The sequence below is a fragment of the Roseococcus suduntuyensis genome (assembly GCF_014196305.1).
GTDB lineage: Bacteria > Pseudomonadota > Alphaproteobacteria > Acetobacterales > Acetobacteraceae > Roseococcus > Roseococcus suduntuyensis.
Window position 1 is genome coordinate 20,556 of record NZ_JACIDJ010000004.1, and the last position, 21,135, is coordinate 41,690.

The window sequence follows — 21,135 nt, forward strand, 5'->3', positions numbered from 1 at the left end:
CACGGCTGCGGCGTGACGCCTCCGCCGATCAGACGCTTGCTTGCGCGGCTGATTCACGGCTGCGGCGTGACGCCTCCGCCGATCAGACGCTTGCTTGCGCGGCTGATTCACGGCTGCGGCGTGACGCCTCCGCCGATCAGACGCTTGCTTGCGCGGCTGATTCACGGCTGCGGCGTGACGCCTCCGCCGATCAGACGCTTGCTTACGCGGCTGATTCACGGCTGCGGCGTGACGCCTCCGCCGATCAGACGCGGGCTACGCCGCCCGGAAGGCCGTGGGCGGCGCCTTGTTCAGCAGCGGGTTTTCCGCCGCCGGGCCGTCATGCAGGTGGCAGGCGGCCAGGTGCCCCGTGCCGTCATCCTTCAGCGCCGGCACCTCCTTGCGGCAGCGGTCGAAGGCATAGGGGCAGCGCGTGTGGAAGCGGCAGCCCGGCGGCGGCTTGATGGGGCTCGGCACGTCGCCCTGCAGCACGATGCGCTCGCGCAGGGCGCCGGGCACGGGCACCGGCACGGCCGAGAGAAGCGCCTCGGTGTAGGGGTGGCGCGGCGTGCCGAAGAGCGACTTGCGGTCCGCCACCTCCACGATCTGGCCGAGATACATGACGGCGACCCGGTGCGTCATGTGCTCCACGATGGCGAGGTCGTGGCTGATGAACAGCATGGCGAGGCCGAGTTCCGCCTGCAGATCCTGCAGCAGGTTCACGATCTGCGCCTTCACCGACACGTCGAGGGCGGACACCGCCTCGTCGCAAACGATGATGTCGGGCTCGGCGGCGAGTGCCCGCGCGATGCAGATGCGCTGCCGCTGCCCGCCGGAGAATTCATGCGGCCAGCGGTTCACCGCGTCGCGCGGCAGCCGCACCTTGTCCATGAGCTGGCCGACCTTCTCGTCAATTTCGGCCTCACTGTTGGCCAGGCCGAAATTGCGGATGGGCTCGGCCAGGATTTCCCGCACCCGCAGGCGCGGGTTCAGCGAGGAGAAGGGGTCCTGGAACACCACCTGGATCTGCCGGCGCAGCGGCCGCAGCGAGCCGCTCGGCATGTCGTCAATCCGCTTGCCGTTCAGCACCACCTGGCCGGAGGTGAGCGGAAACAGCCGCAGCACCGACTTGCCGACGGTGGACTTGCCGCAGCCGCTCTCACCCACCAGGGACAGCGTCTCGCCCTGGTTGATGTGGAAGGAGACACCGTCCACCGCATAGACATACCCCACCGTGCCGCCCAGCAGGCCGCCGCGGATGGGGAAATGCTTCTTGAGGTCCGAGACTTCGAGAATCCGCTTGGTCATGCCGCGGCAACCCCTTCCACTTCGGCGTAATGGCAGGCGGCGATGTGGCCCGGCGCCTTTTCCTGGAGCGCGGGCGGCACCGCCCGGCAGAGTTCCGTCACCTTCGGGCAGCGCGTGGCAAACACGCAGCCCGGGATGCGCTGCTTGAGGCTGGGCACCAGGCCCGGGATTTCCGCGAGCCGCGTGGTCTCGCCCGTGAGCGAGGAACCGAGCTTGGGCACGGAACCCAGCAGCCCCTGCGTGTAGGGGTGGCGCGGCGTGCGGAAGAGGTCGCCCACGCGGGCTTCCTCCACCTTGCGGCCGGCATACATGACCACCACCCGCTCGGCCACCTCGGCCACCACGCCGAGGTCATGCGTGATGAGCACGATGGCCGCCCCCACCGTGGTCTTGAGGTCCTTCATCAGGTCCAGGATCTGCGCCTGGATGGTGACGTCGAGTGCCGTGGTCGGCTCGTCCGCGATCAGCAGCTTCGGGTTGCAGGCGAGCGCGATCGCGATCATCACGCGCTGGCGCATGCCGCCCGAGAGCTGGTGCGGGTATTCGCGCACGCGCCGCTCGGGCTCGGGGATGCCCACCAGCTTGAGCATCTCGACCGCACGCGCCTCGGCCTGCTGGGCGTTGAGGCCCTGGTGCAGCCGCAGCGTCTCGCCGATCTGCTGGCCATTGGTCAGCACCGGGTTGAGGCTGGTCATCGGCTCCTGGAAGATCATGCTGATGTCGTTGCCGCGGATGGCGCGCATCTCGCGGTCGGACAGCTTCAGCAGGTCCTTCCCCTGGAACTTGATGCTGCCCGCGATCTTGCCGGGCGGCTCCGGGATCAGCCGCAGGATGGACATGGCGGTGACGGATTTGCCGCAGCCGCTCTCGCCCACGATGGCCAGCGTCTCGCCGGAGCGCACATGGAAGGAGACGCCATCCACCGCGCGGTTGACGCCGTCCATGGTGCGGAAATGCGTCTGGAGGTTGTCCACCTCCAGCAGCATGGGCCGGTTGTCCATTTCGCTCATCGGCTCAGATCCTCTTGGCGAGGCGCGGGTCGATCGCGTCGCGCAGCCCGTCGCCGAGCAGGTTGACGGCGAGCACCGTGATGGAGAGGAACACCGCCGGGAAGAAGACGATGTAGGGCTTCACCTGCCACAGCGCGCGACCTTCCGCCATGATGTTCCCCCAGGAGGGAATGATGGGCGGCGTGCCTGCGCCGATGAAGGAGAGGATGGCCTCCGTGATCATGGCCGCGGCACAGATGTAGGTGGCCTGCACCGTCAGTGGCGCCAGCGTGTTGGGCAGGATGTGCTTGAAGATGATCTTCCAGGTGCGTGTGCCCGAGGCGACCGCCGCCTCCACATAGGGCTGCTCACGCAGGCTCAGCACCACGCCGCGCACCAGGCGCGACACGCGCGGGATTTCCGCCACCGTGATGGCCAGGATCACGTTCTGCACCGAGCCCCGCGTCAGCGCCATCAGCGCGATGGCGAGCAGGATGGGCGGGATGCTCATCATGCCGTCCATCACGCGCATGATGATGCTGTCCGCAATGCGGTTGAACCCCGAGAGCAGGCCGATGATCAGCCCGATCAGCGAGGCGAAGAAGGCGACCGAGAAGCCCACGATGAGCGAGACACGCGCCCCATACAGCACGCGCGAATAGACATCGCGCCCCAGCATGTCCGAGCCGAACCAGAACTGGGCCGAGGGCTCGCGCGTGCGCAGCGCGGGTGCCAGCGCCGTCGGGTCCTTGGTGAAGAGGAAGGGCGCGAAGACCGCCACGAAGACCATGATGAACAGCAGCGAACCGCCGATCGCGATGGCCGGGTAGCGCCCGAGGAAGCCCCATATGCCGCGGCGCGGCTTCACGTCCGAGAGGATGTCGGGCGGGAGCTTGGCGATGGCCAGGCCCGGCGGAATGCTCACGCCGGGGGGGAGGCCCCCAGGGGAGCCAGGAGGGAGTGCGGTGGCGCTCAATACCGGATCCTCGGGTCAAACAGGGTGTAGAGGAGGTCAATCACGAGGTTGACCAGCACGTAGACGAAGCTGAACAGCAGCACGACGCCCTGGATCACCGGGTAGTCGCGCCGCAGGATGGCATCCACCGTCAGCCGCCCGAGGCCCGGGATGGCGAAGACGCTCTCGGTCACCACCGCGCCGCCGATCAGCAGCGCGATGCCGATGCCGATGACGGTGACGATGGGCACGGCCGCGTTCTTCAGCGCATGCAGGAACAGGATGGCGCGCTGGCCGACACCTTTCGCCCGCGCGGTGCGGATGTAGTCCTGGCTCAGCACCTCCAGCATGGTGGCCCGCGTGATGCGCGCGATCAGCGCAATATAGACGGTGCCGAGCGCGATCGAGGGCAGAATCAAATTCTCGAACCACGGCCAAAGCCCCTGGCTCAGCGGTGTGTAGCCCTGCACCGGCAGCCAATCGAGTTCCAGCGCGAACACATAGGCCAGCACATAGCCCACCACGAAGACGGGCACCGAGAAGCCCAGCACGGCGAAGGCCATCACGGCGCGGTCCGCATGCGTGCCCTGCTTCCAGGCGGCCACCACGCCCATGGGCACGGCGATGGTGACCGAGAGCACCAGCGTCACCACCATCAGCGACAGCGTGGGTTCCACGCGCTGCATGATCATGTGGCTGACGGGCAGGTTGGTGAAGATGGAGGTGCCGAGGTCACCGCGCAGGATGTTGAACACCCACTCGCCGAAGCGCACCAGGTAGGGCCGGTCGAGCCCGAGCGAGGCGCGGATGCGCTCCACATCATCGGGCGAGGCCTGGTCGCCCGCGATCACCGCCGCCGGATCACCCGGGGCGAGATACAGCAGCGAAAACACGAACAGCGCGACGATGGCCATGACCGGGATGGTCGCGAGCACGCGCCGGAAGATATAGGCCCACATACTAGGTCGCCTCCGGCGACGCCGGCCGATTCACGCCGAGGCGCCGATTGGCGCCTCGACGATCGGACGGCGGCACCCTTAGGGGTTAATGACCGCCGGTCAGGACTTGGACACGCCCCAGAACCAGGGCAGCGGGCCGGCGGTGACGCCGGAGACATTGCTCCGCCAGGACTGGTAGGCACGGTAGAAGCCCGTCGGCACGAAGGGGAAGCTCTGGCAGGCGGCGCGGTTGATTTCCTCGCAGGCGGCCTTTTCCTCGGCGGCGTTGGCGGCGGCGAACCACTTGTCGCGGCCGGCCTCGATCGCGGGGTCGGAGGGCCAGCCGAACCAGGCGCCATCGCCATGGGCGCGCAGGCCGAGGTAGCTCGCGGGGTTGGTGCAGTCCGCACCCGCGAACCAGGTGAAGAAGATGTTCCACCCACCACGCGCCACCGGCTCACGGCTCGCGCGGCGCGCACCCACCGTGCCCCAGTCGGTCGCCACGAAGTCCACATTCATGCCGATGGAGCGCAGCGCCGCATTGGCCACCTGGCCCATGGCGGACAGGGCCGCGATATCCTGCGCCACCAGCATGGTCACGGGCTGGCCGTTGTAGCCGCCTTCCTGCAGCAGGCGGCGCGCGTCCGCCACGCTGCGGGGGCGCGAGAGGATTTCGCCGCCGGCCTCGGTGTAGTTGGGCGTCTCGGGCGTGAAGAAGCCGTTCATCTGCTTCCACAGCGCGGCGTCGCCGCCCACCACGGCACCCATGAAGTCGGGCTGGTTCACCACCCAGGCCACCGCCTGGCGCACGCGCGGGTCATTGAAGGGCGCGTGCAGGTGGTTGAAGCGCAGGCAGCCCACATTGCCCAGCGGGTCCGCGACATCAATGCGGATGTTGCGGTTGCGGCGCAGCACCGGGATCAGGTCGTTGAGCGGGGTTTCCCACCAATCCACCTCACCCTGCTGCAACGCGGCCGAGGCCGTGGCGGGGTCGGGCTGGATGATCCACTCGACACGGTCCACCATCATGCGCTTGCCGCCCGAGAGCCAGTTGGGCGCCTCGTCGCGCGGCACATACTGGTCGAACTTCGTCCAGGTCGCGCGCGCGCCGGGCACCCACTCGTTGCGGTTGAACCGCATGGGGCCGGAGCCGACATATTCCGTGATCTGCTGGAAGGGGTCGGTGCGGGCGATGCGCTCGGGCATCATGAAGGCGATGGGCGTGTTGTTCTTGCCCAGCGCCAGCAGCATCTTCGGGTAGGGCGCGGACAGGCGCAGGCGGAAGGTGCGGTCGTCGGTCGCGACCAGCTCCTGCTTCAGGGCGCGGATCATCTGGCCCATGCCGTCGCGGACCATCCAGCGCTCGAGGCTGACCACGCAGTCCTGCGCGCGCACCGGCTCGCCATCATGCCAGCGCAGGCCGGAGCGGAGGCGGAAGGTCCAGGTCAGGCCGTCGCTGCTGACTTCCTCGCTCTCCACCATCTGGCGGCGAGGGGTGAAGGTGTTGTCGATGCCATACAGCGTGTCCCACACCAGCATCGAGGCGTTGCGGACGACGAACTGCGTGCCCCAGATCGGGTCGTAATTGGCCAGGTTCGCCTGCGGCACGAAGCGCAGCGTGCGCGCGGCGGCACCCTGGCTCAGCGCGGGGGCGGCCAGCGCCCCGCTGGCGGCGACCACGGCGCCCGTCTGAAGAAAACTCCTGCGATCCATCTACTCTCTCCCTGTTCCAGGCCGGTTGCTTCCGGCTTGGGCGAAGCGTGCAACACACATGGGCAAAGCGCCACCAAAGAAGGGCCCATCGCTCCGCGCATTCGGGTGGAATGCACGGAACGTGCCAGAGCGGCGCATCAGGCCCGGCGAATGCCCCAAAACTGCGCGAAGCCGGGCACGCGGCCCGTCAGGTTGCGCCGGTGCGCGGTGATGGAGGCCACCGCCCCCACCGGCACGAAGGGCAGCTCCTGCATGGCGATGCCCTGCATCCGCCGCGCGATGGCCTGCTGGGCGGGCACGTCGGGCGCGTCGAACCAGCTGTCGCGGAGCGTCTCCAGCTCCGGCACATTGGGCCAGCCGAACCAGGCGCCATTGCCATTGCCGCGCAGGGGGAAGTGGCTGACGGGGTCCATCACCTCGAAGCCCGCGAAGGTGGTGCAGGTGATGGACCAGCCGCCGCGATCGAGCGGCTCGCGGCTCGCGCGGCGCTGCACCACGGTGCCCCAGTCGGTCAGCACCACGTCGAGGTTCACCTGCAGGCGGCGGAACAGATCGGCCGCCACCTGGGTGAGGGCCGCGGGGTTCAGGATGTCGGTGGGGCCCAGGATGCGGATGGGCTCGTTGTTGTAGCCGGCCTCGCGCAGGAGCTGGCGGGCGCGCTCGATGCTGCGCGGACCCTTCAGCGGGTCCAGCCCCTCGTCATTGGCGAAGGGCGAGCCGGGGGTGAAGCAGCCCACGCCGTCGCGCCAGTTCTCGGGCTCCGGCCCCTGCGCCGCGATCATGAAGTCCGATTGCTGCACCGCGGGCAGGATGGCGCGGCGGATGGCCGGGTTGTCGAAGGGCGGATGCAAATGGTTGAACCGCATGATGCCCACGGACATGAAGGGCGTCAGCATCTCCACCACCACGTTGCGGTTGCGGCGCAGCAGAAGCTGGTTCTCGGGCGTGGGCTGCTCGAACCAGTCCATCTCGCCGCGGATCAGCGCGGAGGTGGAGGTCGAGGTGTCGGTGATGATGTGCCACTCGACCCGGTCGAAATGCACTTCCTTGGGGCCCGCCGTCAGCGAGACGGGGCCGGCATTGGGGTTGGGCACATAGCGCGGGTTGCGCTCATAGACCGCGAGGCTGCCCGAGTTGAACTCGTTCTGCACGAAGCGGAAGGGGCCGCTGCCGATGGTCTCGCGGATCTGGGTGAAGGCGTCGGTCTGGGCCAGGCGCTCGGGCATGATGAAGGGGGTGGGGGTGGCCACCGAGCCCAGCGCGTTCAGCAGCAGCGGGAAGGGCCGCTTGAGGCGGAAGCGCAGGCGGCGGTCATCCAGCGCCACCAGCTCATCCGTGTATTCGTTCAGCTTCTGGCCGATGGGGCTGCGGCGCATCCAGCGCTTGAGGCTCGCCACCGCGTCCGCCGCGCGCACCGCCTCGCCATCATGGAAAAACAGGCCCGGGCGCAGCGTGATGGTGGCGGTGCGGTTGTCGTTTTCGAAGGACGTGCCCTCGGCCATCTGCGGGAAGGGGCGGAACTGGTCGTCGAGGCCGTAGAGGCAGTCAAAGACCATGTAGCCGTGGTTGCGGGTGACGGTGGCCGTGGTCCAGACCGGGTCCACGCTGGTCAGATTCGCCTGGGGGACGAATTTCAGCACGCGGTTCTGCGCCGGCTGCGCGAAGGCGGGCGCGGCCAAGGGGGCAGAGACCAGGGCCGCGCCGCCCCCCAGCACGAGGTCACGACGTTTCATATGTTGTCTCCCGTCACGTTGACGCGACCGACCCGCCTCCCCTGGCGTTGCGCGGATAGAAGCCAGAGCGTGCTCCGGTTGTCCAGCGGATCAGGGCAGGTGCCCGAAGCCCGCCGGTGCTGCCTGCCGCGTTTCCACCCAGACGGCCTTGGCCTGTGTGTATTCCGCCAGCACCTCCGCCCCCGAGGACCGCCCGTGCCCCGAGGCGCCGAAGCCCCCGAAGGGCACGCTGACATGGATGGTGCGGTAGCCGTTCACCCAGACGGTGCCGGCGCGGAGCCCCGCAGCGACCCGGTGCGCGCGGCCGACATCGCGCGTCCAGACGGCGCCGGCCAGGCCGAAGCGCGTGCCGTTCGCGAGCGTGATGGCCTCCGCCTCATCCGCGAAGCGCTGCACGGCGACCACGGGGCCGAAGATTTCCTCCTGCACGGCGCGCGCCTGGGGCGGGAGGCCATCCAGCACGGTCGGCGGCACGAAACAGGCGCCCTCATTCAAGGTCAAGGGATTTGGCGCGGCGGTGAGCACCTGCCCCCCCTCGGCCGTGGCGGCGTCCAGCAGGGATTGCACATGGGCGTGCTGGCGGGGGTGGGCGACGGGGCCCATCTCGGTCGCCTCGTCCAGCGGGTCGCCCAGCCTGATCTTCGCCATGCCCGCGCGCAGACGGGCTAGGAAGGCGTCGGCGATGGAGGCCTCCAGCAACAGCCGCGACCCGGCCACGCAGGATTGCCCGGCACCGGCGAAGATGGCCTGCTGCGCGCCCAGCAGCGCCGCGTCCAGGTCCGAATCGGCGAAGACGATGTTGGCGCTCTTGCCGCCCAGCTCCAGCACATGCGGCAGGGTGCGCGCGGCGCACAGCGCCGCGATCCGTGCCCCCACGGCCGGGCTGCCCACGAAGCAGAGCTTGCCCACCTCGGGGGCCGCCACCAGCGCCTCCACCGCCGCCGGCCAGCCCGCCACCACCATCAGCGGCACATCGAGGCCCTGCGCCAGTTGCCCGAGCCGCAGCGAGGTCAGCGGCGTCATCTCGCTGGGCTTCAGCACCACCGCATTGCCGGCGGCGAGTGCCGGGAAGGCGTTCCAGCCCGCGGTGAACAGCGGCGCATTCCAGGGGGTGATGGCGAGGATCACGCCATAGGGCTCCGGCCGCACCGTCACGAAATGGCCGGAGGGGACCGCCACGACGCGCCCCTCGATCTTGTCGCACCAGCCGGCGAAGTATTCGGCCATCTCGGCCACGCGGGCCATTTCGGCGCGGGCGTCGCGCAGGGGCTTGCCGGTGTTGGCGCATTCGGCGCGGGCGAGAGGTTCGGCCTCCGCACGGATGGCCGCCCCCAGCGCCCAGAGGCGGCGGCCGCGCTCGGCGCCCGGAAGGGCGGCCCAGGCGGGGGCCGCGCGGGCGGCGGCGGCGGCGGCCTCGGCGGCCAGGGCGGCATCGGCGATGGGGTAGGAGAACAGCGGCTTGCCGGTCACGGGGTCGGTGAGCGGCAGGGCCTCGCCGGCGCCGGGGTGGGTCGTGCCGTCCAGCACGGCCCCCGGCACGGCGCCGCCGAACCAGGCCTTGATATGGGTGGCGGCCTCGGCGGCGGCGCGGGAGGGGTCAGCCATGGGAACGGTCCTGGAAGAGGGCGGCGGGCACGCGGTTGAATTCCTCGGCATCGGGCACGGGGCTCGCTTCCCACAGGCTCGCGGCGGCGGCGCAGACGGGCAGCGGCGTGCCCGCGGCCTCGGCCAGTTCCAGCGCCAGCCGCACATCCTTGCGCATCAGCCCCGCCGCGAAGCCGCTGTCGAAGCCGCCGGGCAGGATCCAGCGCGGCCAGTTCACCTCGGTGGCGGCCGAACGGCCGGAGGCGGCGTTCAGCACCGGCAGCAGGGCGGCCGGGTCCACGCCGGCCGCATCGGCCATCCGCAGCGCCTCGGCCGCCGCCATCAAATGCGTGGCCACCAGCAAATTGTTGGCGAGCTTGGCCACCTGCCCCGCCCCCGGCCCGCCCACATGGGTGATGCGGGTGGCGACCAGTTCCAGCACCGGCCGCGCGGCCGCGATGGCCTCGGGCGCACCGCCCAGCATCATGGCCAGCGTCCCCGCCGCCGCCCCGGCCGGCCCGCCCGAGACTGGCGCATCGAGGTAGCCCACGCCCGCCATCGCGGTCTGTTCCGCGAATCGCCGCGCGGCGCCCGGCGCGATGGTGGAGGTGTCCACGACCACGCCGGCCTTCGGCATGGCCGGCAACAGCGCGGCCAGGACGGCCTCCACCGCCGCCTCATGCGGGAGGGACAGGATCACCACCGGCGCCGCGCAGTCGGCCACGGACGCCACTCCACCCGCGCGCGTCCGCAGCCCCGCATCCTGGTCGAAAGCCGCCACATCCTGGCCCTGGTCGCGCAGCCGCCCCAGCATCGCGCCGCCCATGCGGCCCAACCCCACCAACCCGATCACGAATCGCCCTCCTGCGCTGCGGGGAAAGCATAGGTGGGCGCCGCAATTGCGCCATCCGGGACGCCTAAGCGCCGCCGATGCCCCCGATCCTCCTGCAATTCTTCCGTTTCGGCGTGGTGGGGACGCTGGGCTTCCTGCTGGACTACGCGGTGCTGAGCGCCGCCGTGGCCCTGGGCACGGGGCCCTATTGGGGGCGTGTCATCTCCTATGTGGTCGCCGCCACCGGCGTCTATGCGCTGAACCGCGCCTGGACCTTCCGCGACCGGCAGGGCGGCGGCGGCATCGGGCGGCAATGGGGGTTGTATCTCGCGCTGAACCTGGTCGGTTTCGCGGTGAACTACGGCACCTATGCCGCCATCACCGCCTGGACCGAACTGGGCGCGCGGCACCTGGTGCTGGGGGTGGCGGCGGGGTCCATCGCGGGCATGTTCGTGAACTTCGCGCTCAACCGGCAGGTCGTGTTCCGGGCTCGGTAGAGCGGGATGCGTTGAGGTGGAATCACCGAAAACGCTGAATTCCGCCCTCAACACAGGTTGGAGCAGGCGGCGCGAGCGCATGTGAACGCCGCATGCGCTAAGCCCGCCGAACCAACTTCACGTTTCGTTAAGCGCCTGCCCGCACAGTCATGTGGCCGGGGCGGCGCGCCAAGAATTGGCGGTCGTCCCGGCGATGCGGCGCTCCTGCGGGCGTCGTCCCAAAATGGGACAGGGACTGACATGATGGCGGCAAGGACGGAGACCACCCCCTTGGGCGAGGCGCTGGCGGCCAGCCGCTGGCAATTCGCCAGCGTGGGCGCCTTCTCGGGCGTCGCCAACCTGCTGCAGCTCACCGTGCCGCTCTACATGATGATGGTGTTCGACCGCGTGCTGGCCGCGCGGAGCGGCGACACGCTGTTCTTCCTCACCGCCATCGCCCTCTTCGCCCTGCTGGTGCTGGCGCTGCTGGAGGGGGTCCGCAGCCTGGTCATGCAGCGCGTGGCGGCCTGGATGGAGATGCGCGCGGCCCCCGAGACCTTCCATCGCGGCCTGGAAGCCCAGCTGCGCGGCCTGCCCTACCGGATGGAGGCGCTGCGCGACCTCGCCGCCTGCCGCTCCTACCTCGGTTCGGGGGGCGCGCTCGCCCTCTATGACCTGCCCTGGGTGCCCGTCTACCTCGCGGTCATCTTCCTGCTGCACCCTCTGCTGGGGCTGGTGGCCTTGGCCGGCGCCCTGCTGCTCTTCGGCCTGACCGTGCTGAGCGAACTCGTCACCTCCCGCCTGCTGCGCGAGGCCGCCACCGCCGCCCAGCGCACCCAGTCGCGCACCGAGGCGATGGCGCGCAACGCCGAAGTCATTGACAGCATGGGCATGGCGCCCGCCGTGCTGGCCCGCTGGCGCGCCGGCATCAACGAGGTGCTGCCCGCCCAGACCCGGGCGGGCGACCGCGCGGCCGTCATCCTGGCCGCCACCAAGTTCTGCCGCCTGGCCGTGCAGCTGGCGGTGCTGGGGGTGGGCGCCTGGCTCACCCTGCGCCAGCAGGTGACGCCGGGGGCCTCCATCGCGGCCTCCATCGTCATGGGCCGCGCGCTGGCCCCGGTCGAGCAGGTGATCGGCGGCTGGCGGCAGCTCGTCCAGGCACGGCAGAGCTTCCAGCGGTTGCAGGCCTTCCTCCGCATGCCGCCCGGACGGCCCGCCGGCACCGCCCCGCCCCCGCCCCGGGGCCGCCTGGAGCTAGAGCGCGTGACCTACGGCTTCCCCGGCACCGCCGCCCCCCTGATCAAGGGCATCAGCCTGCAACTGGAGCCAGGCGAGGCGCTGGCCGTGATCGGCCCCTCGGCCGCGGGCAAGACGACGCTGATCCGCCTCATCATGGGCACGCTGCCGCCCAATGCCGGCACGGCACGGCTGGATGGCGCCGATGTCTTCCTCTGGCCGCGCGAGGATTTCGGCCGCCATGTGGGCTACCTGCCCCAGGCCGTCGAACTCTTCGACGGCAGTGTGTTCCAGAACATCGCCCGCATGGGCGCGGCCGCGCCCGAACAGGTCTTCGAGGCCGCGCGCCTCGCCGGCTGCCACGAGATGATCCTGCGCCTGCCCCGCGGCTACGACACCGAGATCGGCGAGGGCGGGCAGCACCTCTCGGGCGGGCAACGGCAGATGATCGGCCTCGCGCGTGCCCTCTTCGGCAACCCGAAGCTGATCGTGCTGGATGAGCCGAATTCCAACCTGGATGGCGAGAGCGAGGCCATCCTTCTTCATTCGCTGGCGCGGGCGAAGCAGGCGGGGGCGACGCTGATCCTGGTCTCGCACCGGCCCGGCCTCGTGCAGGTGGCCGACAAGGTGCTGGTGCTGCGCGACGGCGCGGCCGAGCTCTACGGCCCCCGCGCCGAGGTGATGAAGCGGCTCATGGCCCCGCCCCGCCCCACCGAGATGCCACCCCCGGGCGCCAAGCCCGCCCTGACCGGGACGCTCTGACATGTCCATGCAGCCTGCCAGCCCCACCGCCATGTTGGAGGCGCCCCACCCGCCCACGCGCGGCGTGATCCTCTGCGGCATGTTCGTCATGCTGGGCTGCTTCGGCGGCTTCATGGCCTGGGCCACCCTCGCACCCCTGGCCGAGGCCACGGTGGCATCCGGCGTCATCACCGTGGAGGGCACGCGCCGCACCGTGCAGCACCTGGAGGGCGGCGTCGTCCGCGCCATCCTGGTCCGCGACGGCGACCGCGTGCGGGCCGGCCAGGTGGTGCTGCGGCTGGACGATGTGCAGGCCGGCACGGCGCGCGAGACGCTGCGGGCGCAGCAGGCCTCGCTGCTGGCCCATGCGGCGCGGCTCTCGGCCGAGGCCGCGGGCCATGGCGCGCTGTCCTTCCCCGCCGCGCTGCAGCACATGGGCAACCCCCGCGCGCGCGAGGCCATGGCGGGGCAGGTGGCTCTCTTCACCGCCCGGCGCGCGGCGCTGGACGGCCAGCTCGCCATCGTCGCGACGCGCGAGGCGCAGGGGCGCGCCAGCCTCGAATCCGCGCAGGGGCAGCTTCGTGCCACCGAACGGCAGCGCGACCTGATCGTGCAGGAGGAGGCGATGCGCCGGGGCCTGGTGAACCAGGGCCTCTCCCGCCTGCCCGAATTGCTGGCCGTGCAGCGCGGCCGCGCGGCGGTGGAGGGCAGCATGGACGAGTTGCAGGGCCAGGTCGCCCGCGCCCGCGCCACCATCGAGGAGGCGGAGCGCCAGGCGCAATCCCTGCTGAGCCAGCGCAGCCAGGAGGTGAACGCCGAGGCGCGGGAGGTGGCCACGCGCCTCGCCGAGGTCGAGGAACGGCTAATGGCCGCCGATGACGTGGCGCTGCGCCGGGACATCCTGGCCCCCGCCGACGGCACCGTGGTGAATTCCCGCGTCTTCACCCTGGGCGGCGTGGTCCGCCCGGGCGAGTCGCTGCTGGACATCGTGCCCAGCGCCGACCGGCTGGTGGCCGAGGTGAACATCAGCCCCACCGACATCGACGCCGTGCGGACGGGGTTGCCGGCGCAGCTGCGCCTGCCCGCCTTCCGCCAGAATATGGTGCCCTACCTCTCGGGCGAGGTGATCTTCGTGGCGGCCGACGTCACCACCGACCCGCAGACGCGCATGAGCCACTACCGCGCCCGCATCGCGCTGGACGAGGCGGCGCTGGCGCGCATGCCCGGCGTCTTCCTCTCGCCCGGCATGCCGGTGGAGGCGCATGTCATCACCGGCGCGCGCAGCTTCTGGCGCTACATGACCCAGCCCCTGCGCGAGAGCCTGCGCCGCGCCTTCACCGAACCCTGAGCCAAGGTCTCATTCGTCGTTCAATCTGGCGTTCAGACGCAAATATGTTACATCGGCGCCAAATCTGTTGGGGGGACAGGTCATGCCGCTGCAGTTCGTCAGTCGCCGGGACGCGGTCACGATTTATCGCGTCGAGGCCGCTACGGGGGCGGAGCGGTCGCCGCGGGTGCTCCTGGGCAGCGTCTCCCGCCATGACTTTCAGCTTCGCCCTTCCGCCAAGGTCACGATGACGCAGGCGGAGCGGGAGGAGGTGGAAAGCCGTCGTCTCTACCTGCAATTGCGTGATGGTATCCGCCAGAAGCTCGCCGCGCATGAGATCGAGGACACGGTCAGCGATGTGCTGGCTTATTTCACCAGCGTGACCGACGAGGCCGAGCGGGACATCCTGCGCCGGGCCATGACGGAGGCCGCGCGCCGGTTGCAGTGCGCCGCGCGGGCCGCCTGAGGCCGGCGCCGAACACAGGCCTTTCTTCCGCCGCGCCGCCATGGCATCCAGGGGGCATGACGTGTTTTCCGCATCGCGTGGCTTTGGCCGCCCTGCTTCTTGCCGTGCCCTCCTTGGCCCAGGCCCAGGGGCCGACGCGGCTTCCCGGCAGCCAGCCCGGCGCGCCCGTTCAGCAGCGCGAGGCCCCGCCCGCCCTGCCGGGGCTGCAAGGCCGCCAGGGCGCGGTGGCGCCGTCCGAGGTGCCGCCCTCGGCCATGAACCCCAATGACGCGCTGTTCGACGGCATCGCCCGCGGCGACCTGCCGGCGGTGCGCGACGCGGTGAACCGCGGCGCGGACCTGCGCGCGCGCAACGCGCTGGGCCTGACCCCGGTCGAAGCCGCGGTGGACCGCGCGCGGGCGGATGTCACCTTCTACCTGCTCTCGGTGCGGGGTGGGGCGGGCATGGCCTCCTCCGGCCCGCCGCGCGAGGCCGCGCCCGCGCCGCGCGCCCGTCCGCAGCCCGCGCCCCGCCCGGTGCGCGCGGCGCCGACGCCCGCCCTGCGGCCGGGTCCCACCCTGCGCGCCGATCCCGGCCAGCCCATCCCTTCGCTGGGCTTCCTGGGCTTCGCCCCGCGGGGCTGAGCCGCCGCCCGCGGATCAGGCGCGAGCGACACGACGCCCGCGCCAAGTCCGGTCAGGCCCTGCCACGAATCCCGGCCCATGCGACGGCGAGACGGTCCATCCCGCCACGATGGACCGCCTGCCCGCGCGCGAGCCGCCGCAAATCCCGCCGCGCCAGCACCAGCGGCAGCGCGGCCGCGACGGAATCGCGCGGCAGGCCCGACAGGTCGGGCACGGGCGGGGCCTCGGCGGCGAGGCGGCGGATGGCGGGGGCGGCCACGGCCGGGTCGTGTAGCACCGCGTGCGGGTCCACGAGATCGGCGGGCAGCAGGCAACGCCCCTGCGCGGCCAGCGCGGGCACCGCGCGCAGCACGCCGGTCAGCCCGTAGAGCGCGCCGGCCTGCTGCAAGGCCGGCATGACGGCGGGCGGCGCCCCCAAGAGCCTCCCCGCCGCCACCGCGAAGCCGCCCGCCGTGCCGCGCAGATAGGCGTGGAAGGCGCCGGTGGAGAGGATGGGGTCCTCCTCCATCTCGGGCTCGCGCGCCTCGGTCATGGCGATGAGGTCGGCAGGGGAGAGCGCACCTTCGCGGATGGCGGCGTGCAGCGGGGCCGCGACCTCATGCGCGCGCGGGGCGGCGCCGGCCGCCGCCTGCTCCACCGCCTCGCGCCACCAGGTCAGGCGCATCAGCGCCAGCATGGGGTTGGTGGCGGCCTCTCGCGCGCGGGCGAGTTCGTGGTTGAAGGCGATCAGGGTGAACAGCGCCTCGCGCCGCGCGGGCGGCGCGAAGAGGGCGCAGAGGAAACGGTCCGGGTCATGGCGGCGGGCCAGCGCGCCGCAGGGGCTGAGTTCGGGCATGGACCGCACCTCCATGGGGGTGAACCCTGTGCTTCGCAAGCGGTTGACGCCTTGCGGGCGCGGACCTTAGCTGCGCCCCAGTCCCCGCAGCCATTTCGGAGAAGCCCCCATGGCCTTCAGCCTCCCCCCCCTGCCCTACAGCACCAACGCCCTCGCCGGCCAGGGCATGTGCCAGGAAACCCTGGAACTGCACCACGGCAAGCACCACAACGCCTATGTCACGGCGCTGAACGGGCTGGTCGAGAGCAAGGGCCTCGCCGGCAAGTCGCTGGAAACCATCGTGGCCGAGGCGGGTGCCGCCGGCGCCGATGGCCTGCCCGTGCTGAACCAGGCCGGCCAGCACTGGAACCACATCCTGTTCTGGCAGGTGATGAGCCCCAATGGCGGCGGCGACAAGCTGCCGGGCAAGCTGGCGGCCAAGATCGACAGCGACCTGGGTGGCCTCGCGGCCTTCAAGGAGGCCTTCAAGCAGGCCGGCGTGACCCAGTTCGGCTCGGGCTGGGCCTGGCTGATCCTGAAGTCCGACGGCAAGCTGGCCGTGACCAAGACGCCCAATGGCGCCAACCCCGTCTCGACCGGCGAAGGCACGCCCATCCTGGGCGTGGACGTGTGGGAGCACGCCTACTACCTGGACTTCCGCAACGTCCGCCCGAACTACCTCGACAACTTCCTGAACAAGCTGGTGGATTGGTCGGTGGTGGAGAGCCTGATGGAGCAGGGCGGGCTGAAGAGCGGCCAGAGCGCGTAATTACGCGCGCACGAAGGCTTCGCCTTCGTGCCCCTCAGTTGCCGGGCGCCGCGCATCCGCGCGGCTTGGCTTCGCGGCATAAGCCGCGGGCCGCGTTCGCGGCCTCGGCCCTTCGGGCCGCTTTATGGGTGGCTCGCGTGAGGGAACCCCCCTCACGCATCCACCAACTCCGCATCCAGCCCCGCCGCATTGTCCTGGATGAACTTGAAGCGCAGCTCGGGCTTGCGGCCCATCAGCGCCTCCATCAGCTCCGCCGTCGCGGCGCGCTCCTCGGGCGGCAGCACCACCTGCAGCAGGGTGCGCTTGCCGGGCGCCATGGTGGTCTCGCGCAGCAAGGCGGGCGGCATCTCGCCCAATCCCTTGAAGCGGCTGACTTCCACCTTCTGGTTCGGCTTGAAGTGGCGCTTCATCTGGCGCTCACGGTCGGCGTCGTCCATCGCATAGACGCTCTTTCCCCCGTGCTGGAGGCGGTAGAGCGGCGGCTGGGCCAGGAAGACCCTCCCCGCCCGCACCATCTCCGGCAATTCCTTGTAGAAGAAGGTCATCAGCAGGGCGGCGATATGGGCGCCGTCCACATCGGCGTCCGTCATGATGACGACGCGGCCATAGCGCAGGCGGGCCAGGTCGAAGCGGTCGCCCACCCCGCAGCCCAGCGCCTCGATCAGGTCCTTCAGTTCCTGGTTGCCGCGCAGCTTCTCCGCGCTGGCGCTGGCCACGTTCAGGATCTTGCCGCGGAGCGGCAGCACGGCCTGGGTCTCGCGGTCCCGCGCCTGCTTGGCGCTGCCGCCGGCGCTGTCGCCCTCCACCAGGAAGATTTCGGTGCCCTGGGCGCTTTCACGCGAGCAGTCGGCCAGCTTGCCGGGCAGGCGCAGCTTGCGCGTGGCCGTCTTGCGGGGCGTGTCCTTGTCGGCGCGGCGACGCAGGCGTTCCTCCGCGCGCTCGATGGCGAAGGCCAGCAGGTTGTCGGCCATGGCCGGATGGCCGGCCAGCCAATGGTCGAAGCGGTCGCGCAGGGCGGTTTCCACCAGGCGCTGCGCGTCGGCGTTGGTCAGCTTCTCCTTGGTCTGGCCCTGGAATTGCGGCTCGCGGATGAAGACGCTGAGCATGCCGGCGAGGCCCGTGAACACGTCCTCGGCCGTGATGGTGGCGGCGCGCTTTTCCTTCTTGAGCTCGCCATAGCCGCGCAGGCCCTTCACCAGGGCCGCGCGCAGCCCAGCCTCATGGGTGCCGCCCTGCGGGGTCGGGATGGTGTTGGCGTAGGTGGAGAGGAAGCCGTCGCCCTGTTCCAGCCAGGTCAGCGCCACCTCGCAGCGGCCGGCACCGGCGGGGAAATCCAGCAGGGCGGCGAAGGGCTCGGGCACCACCGTCCCCCGCCCCTCGATGGCGGCGGAGAGGAAGTCCGCGAGGCCGCCCGGGAAGTGCAGCGTGGCCTCGGGCGGCGTGTCGGTGCCGGCGACGAGCTTGGGCTCGCAGCGCCAGCGGATTTCGACGCCGCGATAGAGATAGGCCTTGGACCGGCAAAGCTTGAACAGCCGCTCGGCGCGGAAGGCGAGCTGGCCGAAGATCTCGGGGTCGGGCTTGAAGCGGATGAGGGTGCCGCGGCGGTTGCGGACCTCGCCCTCGCGCTTGAGCTTGGTGACGGGCTTGCCGCGGGCGTAGCCCTGGCGGAACAGCTCGCCGCCGCGCGCGACCTCCACCTCCAGCGATTCGGAGAGGGCGTTCACCACCGAACTGCCCACGCCGTGCAGGCCGCCCGAGGTGTCATAGGCCTTGCCCGAGAACTTCCCGCCGGAATGGAGGGTGGTGAAGATCACCTCGAGTGCCGACAGCTTGGGGAATTTCGGGTGCGGGTCCACCGGGATGCCGCGGCCATTGTCCCGCACGGAGAGCAGGTTGCCGGCCTCCAGCACCACCTCGATGCGGTCGGCGTGGCCCGCCACCGCCTCGTCCATGGCGTTGTCCAGGATCTCGGCGGCGAGGTGGTGCAGGGCGTTGTCATCCGTGCCGCCGATATACATGCCGGGGCGGCGGCGGACGGGCTCCAGCCCCTCCAGCACCTCGATGTCGGCGGCGGTGTAGGCGGTGCCGGGCTTGGCCGGGCCGGGCTTTCCGAAAAGGTCGCTCATGGGGCGGGCATAGAGGAAAAGCGGGGGCGAGGGTATGGCGGCCGAGCAACCCTCACAGGATCAGGCGCGCGCACCTAGAATCCGGCCGCAAAGCGGCCGGCGCCGCCCACCCGCGCGCCGGGCCAGCGCACCCGCCGCGCGGCGTAGCCAAGCCGCCGGAGGCGGCGCCCGGCGCTTGAGGGCGCAAAAAAGCCCGCGCCCGGCGCCTGAGGCCGTTAACATCCCAGAATCCGGCCGCACAGCGGCCGGCGCCGCCCAACTGACCGCGCGGCCAGCGCCCCCGCCGCGCGGCGTAGCCAAGCGCGCGGAGCGCGCGCCCGGCGCCTGAGGGCTAAGAAATATGCGCCTCCAGCATCCACAGCGCCTTGTCCAACATGCGCGAGGTGCCGGTCAGCAGATCGGCCGTGTCGGCATCGCCCGCCTCGGCGGCGGCGTCCACGGCGGCGCGGGTGGTGCGGGCCAGGGCCGCGTAGCGCTCGGTCAGCGCGGCCACATGGTCCAGCCCGTCGCGCGTCGTCTCGGAATAGGGAGCGAGGCGCGTGCGGCTGGCGGCGAGCTGCGTCGTGCCATCGGGCGTGCCGCCGAGCTGCACCACGCGCTCGGCCACGTCGTCCACCGTCTCGCTCAGCTGTTCGTAGAAGGTGCCGAACTGCGCGTGCAGGGCGGCGAAATGCGGGCCGCGCACGGTCCAATGCGCCATGCGGACGGCGTTGGTCAGGTCCATCAGGTCCACCAGCGCGGCGTTGAGCAGGCCCACGCTGGTCAGCCGGGCATTCTCGCCCAGGTCGTTGCGGGTGGCGGCGAGCTTGGCCATGGTCTTGTCCTTCCTTCGGTTCTCCACGTCAGATAGGCAGGCTGGGCCGCCGCTTCACCGCATATTGGCGCATTGCTGCCCTCACACCGGAACATTCACATAACGCGCCGCCTCCGGCCCCTGCCCGCCGCCCTCGTGGAAGGTGGCGGCGTGGCGCAGCACGGCGTGGTCCTGCTCGGTCATGCGGGCGGCCTCGCGCAGGTGCTCGGCCCAGTTCTCGATGGTCCAGAGTTCGACCCAGCGCTCGGGGTGGGCCACGTCCTCGTAGAGGCGCCACAGCGCCGCCCCCCCGCGCAGGCGCGCGCGCCGCACCTCGCGCATGGCGGCCAGGAAGGCGGCGCGGCGGGCGGGCGGCACGCGGTAGCGCACCACCTCCAGCACGCGGTTGTCGCCGCCGGCCAGCAGGGCCTGGAGTTCGGCGGATTCGGGCTCGGGCATCACGAAGGGCGGGGTGGCGGCGGGGGCCTCGCGCAGCGCCTCGCCATCAATCCGCGCGCCGCGCACCAGCACCGCGGCCGCGGCACCGCCGAGCGCGAAGAGGCCGAGCGTGGTCGGCACGCCGATCAGCCCCGCGATCCAGCCCGCGCCGGCCGCACCCCCGGCCAGCGCGCCGAAGAAGCACATCTGGTAGATGCCGATGGCCCGCGCCCGCACCCAGGCCGGGGCCGCGATCTGCGCCGCCGCCTGCAGGGTGGAGGCCGCGGAAATCCAGGCCACGCCGTAGATCACCATGGCCAGCGCGGCAAAGACCCAGTGGTGCAGCGTGGCCATCATGGCCATGGCGAGCGCGCCGAGCAGCGAGCCCACGAAGACCATTCCCGACCGGTCCAGCCGCCGCCGCGCCATGGGGAGCAGGAAGCCCGCGGCCACGGCGCCCGCGCCCATGCAGCCCAGCAGCAGGCCGAAGGCCTCGGGGCCGAGGCCCAGCTCCTCGCGCACCAAGAGCGGCAGCAGCCCCCAGACGGCCGAGGTGAACAGGAAGAACACCACCGCGCGGAGGATGGCCGCGTGCATGGCGGGCGAGGCCGCGACATAGCGCGCCCCGGCCCGCACGGCGGAGAGGAATGGCTCCGGCGCCGGACGGTTCACCGCCACCGGCCGCTTCCAGCGCCACAACGCCCCCACCAGCACCAGCACGCAGAGCGCGTTCAGCAGGAAGGCCGCCCCCACCCCGGCCCAGGCGATGGCCAGCCCGCCAATGGCGGGGCCGATCGCGCGGGTGATGTTGAAGCCGATGCCGTTCAGCGCGATGGCGCCCATCAGGTCCTCGCGCGGGACCAGCTCCGGCGTGGTGGCGGCCCAGCCGGGGAAGCTCATGGCGAGGCCCGCCCCCAGCCCGAACGTCAGCGCCACCAGCCCCCAGGGGCCCAGCATGCCCGTCCAGGACAGGATGCAGAGCAGCAGGGCCACGAAGGTCATCCAGAGCTGCGCGCCGATGAGGAAGTGGCGGCGGTCAATGATGTCGGCCAGCGCGCCGGCCGGCAGGGCCAGCAGGAAGACGGGCACCATGGAGGCGGCCTGCACCAGGCTCACCATCATGGGCGAGGGGTCGAGGCCGGTCATCATCCAGCCGGCGGCCGTGTTCTGGATGAACAGCCCGATGTTGGAGACGAGGTTGGCGAGCCAGAGGGTGCGGAAATCGGCGTGGCGCAGCGGCGCCAGGGCAGCGGGTCTTTGCATCGCGGCGCACAATGCCCGGGAAAAGGCTACCC

At 71.1% G+C, this 21,135-nt stretch carries 18 protein-coding genes; 6 read left to right on the plus strand and 12 right to left on the minus strand.

The genetic code is table 11. The features are described from left to right. Positions 1 to 255 precede the first annotated feature (255 nt). From GGQ83_RS12295 to GGQ83_RS12330, 8 genes are all read right to left on the minus strand, one after another. Entirely contained in the window at positions 256 to 1,287 is a 1,032-nt protein-coding gene (locus GGQ83_RS12295) for an ABC transporter ATP-binding protein (RefSeq protein WP_184384424.1), read from the minus strand. After that, complete coding sequence (locus GGQ83_RS12300) at positions 1,284 to 2,288, minus strand: ABC transporter ATP-binding protein (RefSeq protein ID WP_375781528.1); 1,005 nt, start codon at positions 2,286 to 2,288, stop codon at positions 1,284 to 1,286. Before GGQ83_RS12300 ends, GGQ83_RS12295 begins: the two co-directional genes overlap by 4 nt. Before the next feature lie 13 nt (positions 2,289 to 2,301). After that, on the minus strand, positions 2,302 to 3,201 hold the full coding sequence (locus GGQ83_RS12305; protein ID WP_184384426.1) for an ABC transporter permease: 900 nt from the start codon (positions 3,199 to 3,201) through the stop codon (positions 2,302 to 2,304). A 47-nt stretch (positions 3,202 to 3,248) separates the two neighbouring features. After that, positions 3,249 to 4,190 carry an ABC transporter permease gene (locus tag GGQ83_RS12310; protein WP_184384428.1) on the minus strand — a complete coding sequence of 314 codons (942 nt, stop codon included), beginning with the start codon at positions 4,188 to 4,190 and terminating at the stop codon, positions 3,249 to 3,251. Positions 4,191 to 4,289: 99 nt separating this feature from the next. After that, the gene (locus GGQ83_RS12315; RefSeq protein WP_184384430.1) at positions 4,290 to 5,882 is read right to left on the minus strand and encodes an ABC transporter substrate-binding protein; all 1,593 of its coding nucleotides are present in this window, start codon (positions 5,880 to 5,882) and stop codon (positions 4,290 to 4,292) included. A 137-nt stretch (positions 5,883 to 6,019) separates the two neighbouring features. Further along, positions 6,020 to 7,615 (minus strand): ABC transporter substrate-binding protein, encoded by a 1,596-nt coding sequence (locus tag GGQ83_RS12320; RefSeq protein WP_184384432.1) that lies wholly within the window; start codon positions 7,613 to 7,615, stop codon positions 6,020 to 6,022. A gap of 90 nt (positions 7,616 to 7,705) precedes the next feature. Beyond that, complete coding sequence (locus GGQ83_RS12325) at positions 7,706 to 9,220, minus strand: aldehyde dehydrogenase family protein (protein ID WP_184384434.1); 1,515 nt, start codon at positions 9,218 to 9,220, stop codon at positions 7,706 to 7,708. Next, entirely contained in the window at positions 9,213 to 10,052 is an 840-nt protein-coding gene (locus GGQ83_RS12330) for an NAD(P)-dependent oxidoreductase (protein ID WP_207018200.1), read from the minus strand. Before GGQ83_RS12330 ends, GGQ83_RS12325 begins: the two co-directional genes overlap by 8 nt. A gap of 77 nt (positions 10,053 to 10,129) precedes the next feature. Here GGQ83_RS12330 and GGQ83_RS12335 point away from each other — a divergent pair, with 77 nt between their 5' ends. The 5 genes from GGQ83_RS12335 (at position 10,130) to GGQ83_RS12355 (ending at position 14,900) form a co-directional block, all read left to right on the plus strand. Further along, a complete protein-coding gene (locus GGQ83_RS12335) occupies positions 10,130 to 10,528 on the plus strand; it encodes a GtrA family protein (RefSeq protein WP_184384436.1) in 399 nt (132 codons plus the stop codon). Positions 10,529 to 10,771: 243 nt separating this feature from the next. Continuing rightward, entirely contained in the window at positions 10,772 to 12,505 is a 1,734-nt protein-coding gene (locus GGQ83_RS12340; RefSeq protein WP_242535140.1) for a type I secretion system permease/ATPase, read from the plus strand. Between the two features lies 1 nt (position 12,506). Continuing rightward, positions 12,507 to 13,832, plus strand: coding sequence for an HlyD family type I secretion periplasmic adaptor subunit (locus tag GGQ83_RS12345; protein WP_184384440.1), 1,326 nt, complete (start codon positions 12,507 to 12,509; stop codon positions 13,830 to 13,832). An 82-nt stretch (positions 13,833 to 13,914) separates the two neighbouring features. Next, positions 13,915 to 14,277, plus strand: a complete 363-nt coding sequence (locus tag GGQ83_RS12350; RefSeq protein ID WP_184384442.1) for a hypothetical protein — start codon at positions 13,915 to 13,917, stop codon at positions 14,275 to 14,277. Between the two features lie 56 nt (positions 14,278 to 14,333). Then, a complete protein-coding gene (locus GGQ83_RS12355) occupies positions 14,334 to 14,900 on the plus strand; it encodes a hypothetical protein (RefSeq protein WP_184384444.1) in 567 nt (188 codons plus the stop codon). A gap of 52 nt (positions 14,901 to 14,952) precedes the next feature. Here the strand turns inward: GGQ83_RS12355 and GGQ83_RS12360 are convergent, their stop codons facing one another. After that, a complete protein-coding gene (locus GGQ83_RS12360) occupies positions 14,953 to 15,735 on the minus strand; it encodes a squalene/phytoene synthase family protein (RefSeq protein WP_184384446.1) in 783 nt (260 codons plus the stop codon). Between the two features lie 109 nt (positions 15,736 to 15,844). On the opposite strand from GGQ83_RS12360, the gene GGQ83_RS12365 reads away from it, so the two are divergent. Further along, a complete protein-coding gene (locus GGQ83_RS12365) occupies positions 15,845 to 16,483 on the plus strand; it encodes a superoxide dismutase (RefSeq protein ID WP_184384447.1) in 639 nt (212 codons plus the stop codon). Between the two features lie 152 nt (positions 16,484 to 16,635). Here GGQ83_RS12365 and parE read toward each other — a convergent pair whose 3' ends face one another. From parE to GGQ83_RS12380, 3 genes are all read right to left on the minus strand, one after another. Beyond that, complete coding sequence (parE, locus tag GGQ83_RS12370; RefSeq protein WP_184384449.1) at positions 16,636 to 18,609, minus strand: DNA topoisomerase IV subunit B; 1,974 nt, start codon at positions 18,607 to 18,609, stop codon at positions 16,636 to 16,638. 331 nt (positions 18,610 to 18,940) lie between these two features. Continuing rightward, entirely contained in the window at positions 18,941 to 19,423 is a 483-nt protein-coding gene (gene dps, locus GGQ83_RS12375; RefSeq protein WP_184384451.1) for a DNA starvation/stationary phase protection protein Dps, read from the minus strand. An 81-nt stretch (positions 19,424 to 19,504) separates the two neighbouring features. Next, positions 19,505 to 21,103 (minus strand): MFS transporter, encoded by a 1,599-nt coding sequence (locus tag GGQ83_RS12380; RefSeq protein WP_184384453.1) that lies wholly within the window; start codon positions 21,101 to 21,103, stop codon positions 19,505 to 19,507. Positions 21,104 to 21,135: the final 32 nt, after the last annotated feature.

Coding starts and splice junctions, on each gene's coding strand:
- GGQ83_RS12325 (WP_184384434.1), bottom strand. CDS start 9,220: ATGGCTGACCCCTCCCGCGCCGCCGCCGAGGCCGCCACCCATATCAAG.
- GGQ83_RS12310 (WP_184384428.1), bottom strand. CDS start 4,190: ATGTGGGCCTATATCTTCCGGCGCGTGCTCGCGACCATCCCGGTCATG.
- GGQ83_RS12295 (WP_184384424.1), bottom strand. CDS start 1,287: ATGACCAAGCGGATTCTCGAAGTCTCGGACCTCAAGAAGCATTTCCCC.
- GGQ83_RS12350 (WP_184384442.1), top strand. CDS start 13,915: ATGCCGCTGCAGTTCGTCAGTCGCCGGGACGCGGTCACGATTTATCGC.
- GGQ83_RS12335 (WP_184384436.1), top strand. CDS start 10,130: ATGCCCCCGATCCTCCTGCAATTCTTCCGTTTCGGCGTGGTGGGGACG.
- GGQ83_RS12345 (WP_184384440.1), top strand. CDS start 12,507: ATGTCCATGCAGCCTGCCAGCCCCACCGCCATGTTGGAGGCGCCCCAC.
- parE (WP_184384449.1), bottom strand. CDS start 18,609: ATGAGCGACCTTTTCGGAAAGCCCGGCCCGGCCAAGCCCGGCACCGCC.
- GGQ83_RS12355 (WP_184384444.1), top strand. CDS start 14,334: ATGACGTGTTTTCCGCATCGCGTGGCTTTGGCCGCCCTGCTTCTTGCC.
- GGQ83_RS12300 (WP_375781528.1), bottom strand. CDS start 2,288: ATGGACAACCGGCCCATGCTGCTGGAGGTGGACAACCTCCAGACGCAT.
- GGQ83_RS12360 (WP_184384446.1), bottom strand. CDS start 15,735: ATGCCCGAACTCAGCCCCTGCGGCGCGCTGGCCCGCCGCCATGACCCG.
- GGQ83_RS12365 (WP_184384447.1), top strand. CDS start 15,845: ATGGCCTTCAGCCTCCCCCCCCTGCCCTACAGCACCAACGCCCTCGCC.
- GGQ83_RS12320 (WP_184384432.1), bottom strand. CDS start 7,615: ATGAAACGTCGTGACCTCGTGCTGGGGGGCGGCGCGGCCCTGGTCTCT.
- dps (WP_184384451.1), bottom strand. CDS start 19,423: ATGGCCAAGCTCGCCGCCACCCGCAACGACCTGGGCGAGAATGCCCGG.
- GGQ83_RS12340 (WP_242535140.1), top strand. CDS start 10,772: ATGGCGGCAAGGACGGAGACCACCCCCTTGGGCGAGGCGCTGGCGGCC.
- GGQ83_RS12315 (WP_184384430.1), bottom strand. CDS start 5,882: ATGGATCGCAGGAGTTTTCTTCAGACGGGCGCCGTGGTCGCCGCCAGC.
- GGQ83_RS12380 (WP_184384453.1), bottom strand. CDS start 21,103: ATGCAAAGACCCGCTGCCCTGGCGCCGCTGCGCCACGCCGATTTCCGC.